7 protein-coding genes are annotated in these 13,694 nt (G+C 64.5%); 4 read left to right on the top strand and 3 right to left on the bottom strand.

The window, feature by feature from the left end:
- A partial coding sequence (locus J4D28_RS26130) for a retention module-containing protein (RefSeq protein WP_207246480.1) occupies positions 1–6,340 on the bottom strand: 6,340 nt, incomplete at its 3' end.
- Positions 6,341–6,612: 272 nt separating this feature from the next.
- Between J4D28_RS26130 and J4D28_RS26135 the strand changes: the two genes are divergently transcribed.
- Genes J4D28_RS26135 through J4D28_RS26150 form a run of 4 tightly spaced genes read left to right on the top strand, consistent with a single transcriptional unit; the run spans position 6,613 to position 11,833 of the window.
- Positions 6,613–6,870, top strand: a complete 258-nt coding sequence (locus tag J4D28_RS26135) for a hypothetical protein (RefSeq protein ID WP_135006320.1) — start codon at positions 6,613–6,615, stop codon at positions 6,868–6,870.
- 59 nt (positions 6,871–6,929) lie between these two features.
- On the top strand, positions 6,930–8,288 hold the full coding sequence (locus tag J4D28_RS26140; protein ID WP_009047639.1) for a TolC family outer membrane protein: 1,359 nt from the start codon (positions 6,930–6,932) through the stop codon (positions 8,286–8,288).
- Between the two features lie 19 nt (positions 8,289–8,307).
- Positions 8,308–10,467, top strand: coding sequence for a type I secretion system permease/ATPase (locus J4D28_RS26145; protein ID WP_039967835.1), 2,160 nt, complete (start codon positions 8,308–8,310; stop codon positions 10,465–10,467).
- A 10-nt stretch (positions 10,468–10,477) separates the two neighbouring features.
- Complete coding sequence (locus tag J4D28_RS26150; protein ID WP_016702292.1) at positions 10,478–11,833, top strand: HlyD family type I secretion periplasmic adaptor subunit; 1,356 nt, start codon at positions 10,478–10,480, stop codon at positions 11,831–11,833.
- 128 nt (positions 11,834–11,961) lie between these two features.
- Here the strand turns inward: J4D28_RS26150 and J4D28_RS26155 are convergent, their stop codons facing one another.
- Complete coding sequence (locus tag J4D28_RS26155) at positions 11,962–12,579, bottom strand: tRNA-uridine aminocarboxypropyltransferase (protein ID WP_038630972.1); 618 nt, start codon at positions 12,577–12,579, stop codon at positions 11,962–11,964.
- Positions 12,580–12,589: 10 nt separating this feature from the next.
- On the bottom strand, positions 12,590–13,483 hold the full coding sequence (locus J4D28_RS26160) for a LysR family transcriptional regulator (RefSeq protein ID WP_009047635.1): 894 nt from the start codon (positions 13,481–13,483) through the stop codon (positions 12,590–12,592).
- Between the last annotated feature and the right edge of the window lie 211 nt (positions 13,484–13,694).

The following is a 13,694-nucleotide window of genomic DNA, read 5'->3' on the forward strand; positions in this document are numbered from 1 at the left end:
GCATGCCGTTGATGATGGTCGCGGTATCCGCGCCACCGGCGATCACCCCACCCGCGCCCGGCGTCACCCCGTAATGCGCCGCCAGGTTGACCCCGGCCAGGTCGATGGTCTGGCTCGGCGTGGCCCCCGCCGCCGCGCTGACATCGATGCTGGTGACCAGCGACGGGCCGCTGCCGGTGACGGTGAAGTGCAGGTAGTCATCCAGCGATGCGCTGCTGGCGTTCTCGCCTTGCAGCAGTTGCGACAGGTCGAGCTTGTCGGTGCCCGGCGTGAAGTCGGTGACCAGGTCATGCCCGCTGTTGCCCTGCTGCCACTGGAAGGTGTCGCTGCCGCTGCCACCGGTCAGGGTGTTGTTGCCCAGCCCGCCGATCAACAGGTCGTCGCCGCCACCGCCGTTGAGCACATCGTTGCCCAGGCCGCCGGTGATGATGTTGGCGTTGCTGTCGCCGGTCAGGCTGTCGTTGTAGTTGGAGCCCACCAGGTTTTCGATGGCGGCCAGGATATCGGTGCCGGCACCGCCGGTGTTCTGCGCACCGAGCAGCGCGAGGTCGACCGTGACCCCGGCACTGGCATGGGCGTAGCTGGCGGTGTCGTTGCCCGTGCCACCGTCGAGCAGGTCGTTGCCCGGCCCGCTGAACAGCAGGTCGTTACCAGCGTCGCCGTGCAGGATGTTGTTGCCGCTGCCGGCGACGAGCACGTCGTTGCCGTCGCCGGCATTGATCAGGTTGTCGCCGCTACCGGCCAGCAGCACATCGTCGCCAGCGGTGCCGGTCAGGGTATGGCCGCCTTGATAGCTGATGCTCACCGCCGCGCTGTCGCTGCCGCCATGGCTGTCGCTGGCGGTGTAGGTACCGTGGTAATCCGGCGTGGACTCCTGGCCGCCAGCGTAGTTGACGGTCATGGTCAGTTGGTAGTTTTCCGAACCGTTGGCGTTGGCGCCGCTGGGGTTGGTCAGGTTGGTGATATGGATCTGGTAGGTGCCGTCCGCCCCCGCGGTGAACGAGCCACCGTCGGTAATCGCGGTGTAGGCCCCGCCATTGAAGGCGTACTCCATGCCCACCCGGCCCGCCGTCAGGTTGTGATCCAGGTTCAGGGTCTCGCCCTGCTTCAGGTTGACGCTGATCACATCCTCGTCGTTGTCATTGCCGTTGTTGATGCTGCCCAGGAAGCCGCTGATCACCACCGCGGCCGTCATCGCCGCCGTATTGGCATTGAACGAGGCCCGGGCGACGGTCAGGGTCTGGTTGGACCCTCCGGTGAAGCTGATGGTCTGCAGGCTGCCGGCGGTAAAGTCCGCCCCCGGGGACAACCAGCCGGTGTTGAAGCTGGTCGGCGCGGCCGTCAGCGGATCGCCGTTGGCGTCGCTGTCGTTGGCCAGCAGGGCATCGGCCGGCACCACGATAGTGCCCGACAGAATGTTGGTGATGATGTGGTCGTCGCCCGCCACCGGCGCCGCGTTCGGGTTGACCTTGACCACCAGGGTCGAGCTGGCCAGGTCGCCGTCGTTGTCGCTGACGGTGAAGCCGACCGTCTCGGTCAGCACCACGCTGGTGATTTTCTGCGAGGTGTAGGTGTAGTCGCCCGTGTCGAGTTTCACCACCAGCGTGCCGCCATTGTTGGTGGCGATGCTGAGGCTGTTGTCCAGGGTGTTGAAGGTGCCGTGGTTGACCCCGCCGCTGAAGCTCAGCGAGCCCTGGTTGCCATTGCCGCTGGGGTCATAGGTGTAGGTGGTGCCATCGACCACCAGGGTCTTGATGAAACCGCCGTCGGCGCCGAACGAGCCGCTTTCGCCGAGCAGCGAGCCGGTGACCGGGGTGCCCTGTACCGTACCGGCCAGCACCGAGTCGAGCTGGTTCAGGTCGGTGACCACCACGGCATTGGTGTCGATATGGGTACTGCCGTCATAGGCCAGCGGGTCGAGGTTGCTGTTGCTGACACCGCTGCCCAGGCCGATTGCGTAGTTCTTGATGCCGTTGGCGTCGAGGAAGGCTTTCCAGGCGGTTTCGTCAGCGGTGCCGATCTCCTGGCCATCGGTGGGCTTGCCGTCGGAAAAGAAATAACCGACGTTCTGCGCGCCACTGATCTGGCCACTGGTGACAAACGCCAGCTTCGCCGCGGCCACGGCCGCATCGTAGTTGGTGCCGCCGCCCGCGGTCAGCGAGGCAATGATCGACTTGGCCGTCGCCACATCGACCCAGATCGGCGTCTTGTCCGTGGCGCTGCTGCTGAAGGTGACGATCTGCACCTTCACATCGCCCATGTCGTCGTACTTGTCGAGCAAGGTGCTGATCGCCTGCTTGGCCAGCTCCAGGCGCGACAGGCCCGGTACCCCGGACGGATCGGCCATGCTGCCGGAGACGTCGATCACCAGCAGCAGGTTGGAATCGACTTCCAGCGCGGTGACCGCACGCTCGCTGGCGACCGCCTGGGGCACGTCGTCGACGATGCTGATCTGGATGGTGCTGGTGGTGGTATTGCCCACCGCGTCGGTGGCCTTGTAGGTGAAGCTTTCGCCCAGCTCGTTGGGGCCGTCGTTGGCAGTCGGCGAGGTTTTCGGCGCCGAGGTCAGGGTGTAGCGGTAGGTGCCGTCGGGGTTGAGCAGGATCTGCCCGTAAGTGCCAGTGGCGCTGCCGACCAGGGTGTAGGTGATAGTGCCGCTGCCACCAGTGACCGAGCCGACCAGGGTGCCGGTGGCGGTTTCGCCGGTATTGCCCGGGTCACTGCCGATCACCGTGCCGGCCGCCAGGTCCTGGCCATCCTTGTTCAGGTCCAGGGCTTTTTCGAAGACAGTGACATCCTGGTCAGTGACCGCCCTGAGCTCGTTGCCGCAGATCTGGATGGTGATGGTGGTGGTGCTTTCATCGCCGTCCGCATCACGCACGGTGTAGACGAACACATCCTCCGAATCGGGAGCGGTGACCGAGTTCGGATAGCTGTGATAGGTCGCGTTGCCGAAGGCGTCCAGGGTCAGCGTGCCATACAGGCCGTTGATGGTGGTGTTCAAACCGCCAATGGCCGAGGTCGAGGTATCGCTGCCGGCGCGCACGCCGACCACCGCGCCCGTGGCTGCCGGCCCATCGGCTCCCCCAACGTCGTTACCCAGCACGTTACCGCTGATGGTGGTGCCTTCGTCGGCCATCACCACGTCAGGATTCGCGGTGGGCAGGTCATCGACGATATTCACATCGATCACCCCGGAGGCACTGCTGCCGTCGCCATCGCTGGCGAACACAGTGAAATGCTCGGCGATGCTGTTGGCCCCCAGCCCCGTCGGGTGATTTTCATTGTCAAGCAAGGTGTAGCTGTAACTGACGACACCGGTGCTGGCGTCGTAACCGTTAATGGTCAGGACGTTGCCCAGGGCGGTCATTATCGATTGCGGGAAGCCCGCGGCCACTCCGCCGGTCACCACATTGATCCCGCCCACGGTCAGGGTTTGCAGGCCGTCCGGCGCGCTAACGGCGAAGAAGCCGCTCTGGGTCAAGGCCGGGGCATTGGGGCTGGTACCGTCGCTGAGGTGCTTCTCGTAGACCGTCAGCTCGCCACCCGGGACATCCAGGCAGTAGAGGGTCACGCAGTCATCGTTGTTATGGATGTCCAGCACCAGGTTGGCGGTGCTGGAGTCGCCGTCGGCGTCGGTGATGGTGTAGGCGAAGGTCTCCGTGCCGTTGCCATTGCCGTACAAGGCCTTGAAGTCGGCATCCTCGGCATTGAGGGTATAGGTGTAGGTGCCATCGGCTGCGAGAACCAGGGTGCCGTAGGTGCCGGTGAAGGTGCCGGCGGTGACTGGACCAGTAGGTACCCGGTCGGCGCCTTGTATATCGTTGGTCAGTACGTTGCCACTGAGCACCAGCTGGCTTTCCGAGGCGACGCCGTTGCTGTCATTGACCGCTGTTGGCAGGTCATCCACCACGTTCACATCCAGCGAACCGCTGGCGGTGCTGCCATCGACATCGGTCGCCAGCACACTGAAATGTTCGCTGAGGCTGTTGGCGCCGTTGGCGGTTGGGTGATCCTCGTTGTCCACCAGGGTGTAGCTGTAGCTGATCACCCCGGTAGCCGCGTTGTAGCCGGTGATGGTCAGGGTATTGCCCAGGTCGGTGGTGATCGATTGGGGGAAGCCCGCGGGCACCCCGCCGGTCACCACATTAACTCCGCCTACGCTCAGGCTCTGCAGGCCGTCCGGCGCGGTCACGGTGAAGGTGCCGCTCTGGGTCAGCGCGCCTGCATCCGGGCTGCTGCCATCTGACAGATTCTTCTCGTAGACCGTCAGTTCACCGCCGTTGCTGTCCAGACCATTAAGGGTCACGCCGTCGTCGTTGTTGTGCACCTGCAACACCAGGTTGGCGCTGCTGCTGTCACCGTCGGCATCGGTCAGGGTGTAGGTAAAGGTCTCGGTGCCGCTACCGCCGCCCTGAAGGGCGAGGAACGCTGAATCACCAGGGTGCAGGGTGTAGGTATAGGTACCGTCGGCCGCCAGTACCAGGGTGCCGTAGGTACCGTTGAAGGTGCCGGCGGTGATCGGCCCGCTGGGCACCCGGTCGGCGCCCTGTACATCGTTGGTCAGCACATTACCGCTCAGGGTCAGCTGGCTTTCCGAGGCGACACCATTGCTGTCGTCGACCGCCGTCGGCACGTCATCGACCACATTGATATCCAGCAGGCCACTGATAGTGCTGCCGTCGACGTCCGTGACGGACACCGTGAAACTCTCACCCAGCGCGTTGCTACCGTTGCCGGTCGGGTGCGCGTCATTGGCGGCCAGGGTGTAGCTATAGCTGACCACGCCAGTGCCGGGGTCGTAGCCGGTGATGGTCAGGGTATTGCCCAGGCCGGTGGTGATCGATTGAGGGAAGCCCGCAGCCACTCCGCCGCTGACCAGGGAGAGACCGCCGACCGTCAGGTTTTGCAGGCCGTCGAGCGCCGAGATGCTGAAGGTGCCGCTCTGGGTCAGCGCGCCCGCATCCGGGCTGCTGCCGTCCGCCAGGTGCTTCTCGTAGACCGTGACCTCGGCGCCTTCGAGGTTGAAGCCGCGAATCACCACCGGATCGTCGTTGTTGTGCACCTGCAGCACCAGGTTGGCGGTGCTGCTGTCACCATCGGCATCGGTCAGGGTGTAGGTAAAGGTTTCAGTGCCACTGCCGCCGCCCTTGAGCGCGAGGAATGCCGGATCGCCAGTGTGCAGGGTGTAGGTATAGGTACCGTCGGCCGCCAGCACCAGGGTGCCGTAGGTGCCATTGAAGGTACCGGCGATGATCGGTCCGCTGGGCACCCGGTCGGCGCCCTGCACATCATTGGTCAGGACATTGCCAGTGAGTACCAGCTGGCTTTCCGAGGCGACACCATTGCCGTCGTTGAACGCCTGGGGCACATCGTCGGTAATGTTGATGTCCAGCGAGTTGCTCGCCGAATCGCCATTGCTGTCGCTGGCCAGCACGGTGAAATGCTCGCTCAGGTTGTTGGCGCCATCGGCGGCGGAATGGATTTCGTTGCCGACCAGGGTGTAGCTATAGCTGACCGTACCCGTGGCAGGATCGAAACCGGTGATGGTCAGGGTGTTCCCCAGGGCAGTGGTGATCGACTGGGGAAAGCCCGCGGCCACCCCGCCACTGACCACGACGATCCCGCCCACACTGAGGTTGAGCAGGCCGTCGGGCGCGGAAACACTGAAGGTGCCGTTCTGCACCAGCGCCGCCGGATTGCTCGCCGAGCCTTGGGGCAGATTGGCTTCGCTGAGGGTCAACTCGCCATTGGCGACCGACAGGCCGCCCAGGGTGACCGGGTTGTTCGGTGGGGGTGGCGGTGCGATACCGCTGTCGTCGCTTGGCGGTACCGCGGCAATCCGCTCAGGCACGAATTCGGGAATTCCGTTGAAGCCCGCGGTGGGGAAACCAATGACCGGCTCGACCCGACCCGCGACTTCTTCAAGCAGTACAAAGGTGTGCCCGCCGCCCAGGGCGCCGGCGGTGCCACCCGTGGCACCGGGGCCGGCCGCCGTGGCTTCGCCGGTTTGCGTCGGGTCGGCACCGGCAGCAATGGCTTTCTGCAGTTGCTCGACATCGGTCAGCTGCGCCGCGCTGGGGGTCACGGCTTCCGGAGTCTGTACATGGGGCGCCTGGTGCGCCAACAGTTGCGGAGTCAATTGCAGGCTGCTGTCGCGCCCGAGGGTCAGTTCCTGGCCGTTCTGCAAATGCACGGCCACCGCGCCTTGCGCACCGGTCACCAGTTGATCCCCTGCGAACAGACGATCGCCTTCTATCAGGACGCGCCGGCTGCCATCCGCCGCGACCACTACTACCTGCCCGATTACCTTACTGACGACGCCGATCAACTTAGCCATGAGCACTTCCTCCGCTGCCGACCGCTATCGGCATCTGGTTGCACGGAAAAGTGCTATGGCGTTATCGGGTCAGCGACGGGAAACGCCAGCCTGAAGGCTCGCTGATGTCTGCTCAGTCGAACCTGCGCACCGGCCTGTCCCTCTCGCTCGTCCCTCGCTGGCCTGCTGTTTCTGCCGAAGGCAAAACCGAATGCAGTCAAGCGCATTCCGGCTCCGGACAGCCCTCCCGCGAAAGTCGCGACACGGATTAAAACACTGCAAGTGACAAAAAAATGTCGCTCAAAAATCCGTATCGCACCCTCCTCACCGCTCCTTTCCCGCCCTATGTCGCAAATTTTGTTGAACCTTTTCAAGTCCCCAAAAAGCTCCCTAGAGCCTATAAATACGGGGCTTTCGAACTGAACAATGTGCTGGATTTCACAGAGTGCATAAGTTTTTTTCAGCATAAGGCTTATGAAAAATTCTTCTTAGCTTCCGCTCAGGATGTTCTTAGCTCTGTTGTTACAAGCCTGAAACGGTTTGACCTATAAATTTCGTCATTTTTTTGGCGACTGCAAAGCACCATACATGGACCAGGGAGATGTACCTCATGCGCGTTTTTACCCCCCTCAGTAGCGCGATTTTATTAGCCATGGCCTGTATTCATCAGGCCCAAGCCATGTCTCTGACGGAGGCGATTCAAAGCACGCTGGACAACCACCCGGAACTGCGCGCGAGCCAGAACAACCGTCTGTCGGCTGATGAGGACGTCAAGGTCGCCAAAGGGGGCTTCTATCCATCGCTGGACCTGAATGCTGCCTATGGCCGTGGCTACAGCGACAACACCACCACGCGCGCGTTGGGCAACCATCACACCGAGACGCTGACCTATACCCAGTCGGAGTTGCGCCTGCGGCAAATGCTCTTCGACGGCTTCAATACCGCCAACGAGGTCGGGCGCACCCAGTCGGTCTCCAACTCGCGGGCCTACTACACCCGCGGTACCGCCGAGAGCCTGGCCCTGCGCACCATCGAGGTGTACCTGGAAGTGCTCAAGCGCCGCGAACTGGTGACCCTGGCCAAGAACAACCTGCAGGCGCACCTGCGGGTCAACGACCAGATCAGCCTGCGCAGCGAACGCGGTGTCGGCAGCACCGCCGACCTCGACCAGTCCAAGGCCCGTCGCGCCCTGGCGGAAAACAACTACGACACCGCGCAGGTCGACCTGGCCGATGCCGAGGCCAACTTCTTCAGCGCCGTGGGCCGTATGCCCGACGAACTGGAAAGCCTGCCTTCGGTGCGCGGCGAGATCCCCGCCAGCCTGCCGGACGCCCGGCAGAGCATGCTGGAGAACAACCCCTACCTGAAATCGGCCCAGGCCGACGTGCACGCGGCCGAAAGCCAGTACGAGGTCGCCAAGTCGCCGTTCTACCCACGCTTCGATGCCGAGGCCGCGGTGGGCGCCAACGACAACGTGCAGGGCGACAAGGGCCACGACAATGAATGGCGGGTGGGCGTGGTGATGAACTACAACCTGTTCCGCGGCGGCAGCGACAAGGCCCGCCTGCAATCGGACGCGCACAAGATCAACCAGGCCATGGACATCCGCAACAACGCGCTGCGCATGCTCAACGAGAACATCACCCTGGCCTGGAACGCCATGCTCAACGCCAAGAAGCAGACCCCCACCGCTCGCGAATACGCTGAAACCACCACCCGCGTACGGGCCGCCTACCAGGACCAGTTCGGTCTCGGCCAGCGCACCCTGCTCGACCTGCTGGACAGCGAAAACGAGCTGTACAACGCCAACCGCCGCTACACCGAAGTGCGCTACACCGAGGAGTTCTCGATGTATCGCGTGCTGGCGAACATGGGCGAGCTGTTGAACAAGGAAAAAGTCGTGGTGCCAGCCGAAGCGATCGCCCAGACCGAAGTGAAGAGCGACGCCCGTCTGCCGGAGATGCGTTAAGTCCTCGGAGGACTTCAATGTGACCAGCATGGAACCCGGGAGCTCAGGCGTCGATCCGCGCCTGAGCTTTGATGACCCGTTGTTGGACGGATTGCTGATCCTCTGCAAACTGCATGACTGCACCGTCAGCCGTGCCAGCCTCAGCGCGGGGCTGCCCCTGGCCCAGCAACGCCTGAGCCTGGACCTGCTGCCCCGCGCCGCGGCCCGCGCCAGCCTGCAGGCGCGCCTGCTGCGCCGCGAGCTGTCGGCGATTTCCAAGCTCAACCTGCCGGTGCTGCTGATCCTCAAGCATGGCCGCTGCGCGGTCCTGCGCCGCTGGGGCGATGACGGCCAGGCGCTGATCCTGCCCAGCGAAGCCGAGGGCGGCGAACAGTGGGTCAGCCAGGCGGAGCTGAATGACGACTACAGTGGCCAGGCGCTGTTCGCCCGGCCACGCCATGAACTGGAAGAACTGCGCAATTCCCTGGTGCCGCGGGTCGAAGCCTGGTTCCGCGACACCCTGAAACTCTCGCGCTGGCTGTACAGCGACGCGATCCTCGCCAGCCTGTTGATCAACCTGCTGGGGCTGATGGTGCCGCTGTTCGTCATGCAGACCTACGACCGCGTGGTGCCCAACCAGGCCACCTCGACCCTCTGGGTGCTGGCTATTGGTCTGTTGATCGGCACTGGCTTCGAGCTGGTGCTGCGGGTGGTGCGCGCCCATCTGCTGGACAGCGCCGGCAAGCGCACCGACGTGATCCTCTCCGCCACCCTGTTCGAGCGCATCACCGGCATGGCGATGAAAGCCAAGCCGGCGACCATCGGCGGCTTCGCCCAGAGCATCCATGACTTCCAGGGCCTGCGCGAGTTTCTCACCGCCGTGACCCTGACCAGCCTGATCGACCTGCCCTTCGCCGTCCTGATGCTGCTGGTGATCGGCCTGCTCGGCGGCTGGCTGGTGGTGATTCCGCTGCTGGCGTTTCCCCTGACCATCGTCTTCGCCATGCTGATCCAGGCCCGCCTGCGCGACACCGTGCAAAAGAGCCTGAGCCTGGGCGCCGAACGCCAGGCGCTGCTGATCGAGACCCTCGGCGGCCTGGAAACCCTCAAGGCCTGCAGCGCCGAAAGCGAACGCCAGCACCGCTGGGAAAGCACCCACGGCGCCCTCACCCGCCTCGACAGCCACGCGCGCAATCTCTCGGCCCTGGCCACCAACGGCACCCTGTTCATCCAGCAGTTCTGCGGCATGGCGACCATAGTCGCCGGGGTCTACAGCATCATCGCCGGCAACCTCAGCGTCGGCGCGCTGGTGGCCACCTACATGCTCGGCAGCCGGGTCCTGGCGCCGCTGGGGCAGATCGCCGGGCTGATCACCCGCTACCAGCAGGCGCAACTGACCATGCGCAGCACCGACGCCCTGATGGCCCTGCCCCAGGAGCGCGATGCCCGCCAGCGCCCGCTGGAACGCACGCAACTGCAAGGCGCGCTGGCGCTCAATCAGGTGACCTTCCGTTATCAGGGGCAGAATGCCGCGGCCCTGAGCAATATCAGCTTCAGCATGCAGCCCGGCGAACGCATCGGCATCATCGGCCGCAGCGGCTCCGGCAAGAGCACCCTGGGGCGCCTGGTCATGGGTTTCTATGCCCCCGAGGAAGGCCAGTTGCTGCTGGACGGCCTCGACCTGCGCCAACTGGACGTGGCCGACCTGCGCCAGCAGATCGGCTATGTCGCCCATGACCTGCCGCTGCTGGCCGGCAGCCTGCGCGACAACCTGACCCTCGGCGCCCGCTATATCAGCGATGCACGCATGCTCGAGGTCGCCGAGCTGACCGGAGTCACCGAACTGGCCCGCCAGCATCCCCAGGGCTTCGACCGGCCGGTGGGCGAGCGCGGCCAACTGCTGTCCGGCGGCCAGCGCCAGGCGGTGCTGCTGGCCCGAGCGCTGCTGCTGGACCCGCCGATCATGCTCCTGGACGAACCCACCAGCGCCATGGACAACAGCAGCGAAGACGCCCTGCGCCAGCGCCTGCACGCCTGGGTACAGGGCAAGACCCTGCTGCTGGTGACCCACCGCACCTCGATGCTCAGCCTGGTGGACCGGCTGGTGGTCCTGGACAACGGGCGGATCGTCGCCGACGGGCCGAAAGAAGCGGTCATCGATGCACTGCGCAAGGGCCGTGTCGGCTCTGCGGCGGTCTAGGAGTCGCCCCATGCCTGCCTCATCGCAATCACGCGGCTACTTCGCCAGCCTGCGCAAAAGCGCGGAAAGCGAGTTCATGCCCGAAACCGCCGGTGCCTCGCTGCAGGACTCGCCCCGCGGCTCGCGCATTGTCGTCTGGCTGACCACCGGGCTGCTCATCAGTGCCCTGCTCTGGGCCAAGTTCGCGGTGCTGCAGGAGGTGACCACCGGCGAAGGCAAGGCCATTCCGTCGAGCAAGGTGCAGGTGGTGCAGAACCTGGAGGGCGGCATCGTCACCGAGATCTTCGTGCGTGAAGGGCAGATGGTGAACAAGGGCGACACCCTGCTGCGCCTGGACGACACGCGCTTTTTGTCGAACAAGGGCGAAAGCGAGGCCGACCGCTATGCCTTGATGGCCCAGGTCGAACGCCTGTCCGCCGAAGCCGAGGGCCGGCCGTTCAAGCCATCCGACGAGGTGGTGGCCAAGGCGCCGCAGGTGGCGGAGGACGAACGCTCGCTGTACGAACAGCGCCAGCGTCGCCTGGCCAGCGAACAGCGGACCTTGAGCGAACAGCTGCGGCAAAAGACCCAGGAGCTGGCGGAGTTCCGCTCGAAACAGGGGCAATTCAGTTCCAGCCTGGCCCTGCTCAACCAGGAGATGAACATGTCGGCGCCGCTGGTAAGTACCGGCGCGGTGTCACCGGTGGAGATCCTGCGTCTCAAGCGCAGCGCGGTGGAGATCCGCGGCTCGCTGAATGCCACGACACTGGCCATTCCCCGGGCGGAATCGGCGATCAACGAAATCCGGAGCAAGATCGACGAGTCCGAACAAGGCTTCCGCTCCGACGCCGCCAAGGAGCTCAACGAGAAACGCACCGACCTGTCGAAAATCACCGCCTCGAGCATCGCCATCGACGACCGGGTGACCCGCACCACCGTGACCTCGCCGGTGCACGGGGTGATCAAGCAGCTCAAGGTCAACACCATCGGCGGCGTGGTCCAGCCGGGCAGCGACATGCTGGAAATCGTGCCGCTGGAGGACAACCTGCTGATCGAGGCCAAGGTACGGCCGCAGGACGTGGCCTTCCTCCATCCCGGGCAGAAAGCCATGGTCAAGTTCAGCGCCTACGACTACACCATCTACGGCGGCCTGAGCGCCAAGCTGGAACTGATCGGCGCCGACACCATCACCGACGACAAGGGCAACAGCTTCTACCTGATCCAGGTGCGGACCGACAAGAACCACCTGGGCGGCGACCTCAAGCCGCTGCTGATCATCCCCGGGATGGTCGCCACGGTGGACATCATCACCGGCGAGAAAAGCGTGCTCGACTACCTGCTCAAGCCGGTGCTCAAGGCGCGGACCGAGGCGATGCGCGAGCGTTAACCTGTAGCCGCTGCCGCAGGCTGCGACCGACCGCGAAGCGGGCGTCAATCAGGCGCCTCGGTCTTTCAGATGGTATGAGGTATGGCGTTTTGGGCCGCTGCGCAGCCCATCGCAGCCTGCGGCAGCGGCTACAGGGAGTCGTCTTGCGCCCGCAGGTGGTTACGCTGATAGGTGTCCTCCCCCATCGCCGCAATCTGCCCGTCGATCAAGGCCTCGAAAGGTTTCAGCAAGGGCTCGAACGAGGTTGGCGCCTCCAGGGTCTGCAGGGCCTGGACGATGGCTTCGATGGTCGACAAGGCCCCCGGTCCCGGCGCCTTGCGCAGCCGGTAACGGGACACCGCGCCTGCGGCCAGGGTCACTCGCGGCAACGCGGCCAGCAGCGGATTGAGGTGCAGCAACTTGCGCGCCTTGCGCCAGGTGCCGTCGGGTACCACCAGCAGCAAGGGCTGCGCGTCCGGCGTGCTGGAATAGGCCTGCAACGGCTGCGCGTCTTCCGCCGGGAACAGCAGGCGCGCCTGATACCCGGGGCAGTTCAACAGCTTCGGCAGGTCGTCAAACACCTCCCCCACGATCAACTCGGCATTGTTCAGCCCCAGCGCCGCCAAGCGCGCAGTATTCAGCGCGTGGTTCACTTCGCTGGGATGCTGCAACAGCAGGATCCGGGTGCGACTGTCCAACCGTGGAATCAACGGGCACAGGCAATGGGTTTTCGGGCGCAGGCAACGCGGGCATTGGGTTCTGGACACATCGGCCTCCTCAGACCTGGTTGAGCTGCGCCTTGAGCAGGTCGCGGAACGTCTGGATCAGCGGCTCACGGCTACGCCCGCGGCGCACGATCATCGAAAACGGCGCCTGATAGCCGAAGGTGGCCGGCAGCAGCACGCGCAAGTCGCCCTTGTCGGCCCAGGCCTGGGCGTAATGCTCCGGCAGGTAGCCGATATAGGCGCCGGACAGCACCAGGATCAGCTGCGCCTCCATGCTCTCCACCGTCGCCGCGCTGTGCTTGAAGCCGTGGCGCGCCAGTTCGGCCTGGCTCCAGTAGCCACGGCCGACCATGCGCTGCTGGGTGATCACTTGCTCGGGGATGCGCCGCTCGTTGAACAGCGGGTGCCGGCTGCTGCAATACAGCCAGTGCTGCTCGCGGTACAGCGGCATGTACACCAGCCCGCTCATGCGCGTGGAGAACGCGCCGATGGCCAGGTCCAGGCGGTTGTCCTGCACGCCGAGCTGCAATTCGTAGGGGCTGAGCACCGACAGATGCAAGTGCACCGCCGGGTGTTCCTGGCTGTAGGCGCCGATGGCTTCGGCGAACGGCAGGGCCTTGTCGCTCACCGTCGAGTCGATCACCCCCAGGTTGAGGGTGCCGCGCAGTTCGCCCTTGAGCGCCGCGGCGTACTGCTCGAAGCCCTCCAGCTCGCCCAGCAGGCGCAGGGTTTCCTGGTGGAACAGCTCGCCCTTGCTGGTCAGGCTGAAACCGCCGCGGCCACGGTGGCACAGGACCAACCCCAGGGCCGACTCCAGCTGGCTCATGTAGGTGCTGATGGCCGATGTGGAGAGGTTCAGTTCGTGCTGGGCATTGGCGAATCCCTGATGCCGCACCACGCTGACGAAGATGCGCAATAGTTTCAGATCAGGTAAAGCGTTGGCCATGGGAGCTCCACAAGGAAAATCGACAACGGGGATCGAGTGTCAGGGTCATCCTGCCCCATCGGCGTTCCTCCATAGAGAATCTGGCGATCTTGATTATGGCTGCCATGCAGCCAATCGCGGGCAAGCCTCGCTCCTACAGGACCGTGCGTTTCTGTAGGAGCGAGGCTTGCCCGCGATTGCATCAGCCCTGACGCCACCCACCCTCGACAGC

This window comes from Pseudomonas sp. GW531-T4 (assembly GCF_017349615.1).
Classification (GTDB): domain Bacteria; phylum Pseudomonadota; class Gammaproteobacteria; order Pseudomonadales; family Pseudomonadaceae; genus Aquipseudomonas; species Aquipseudomonas chlororaphis_I.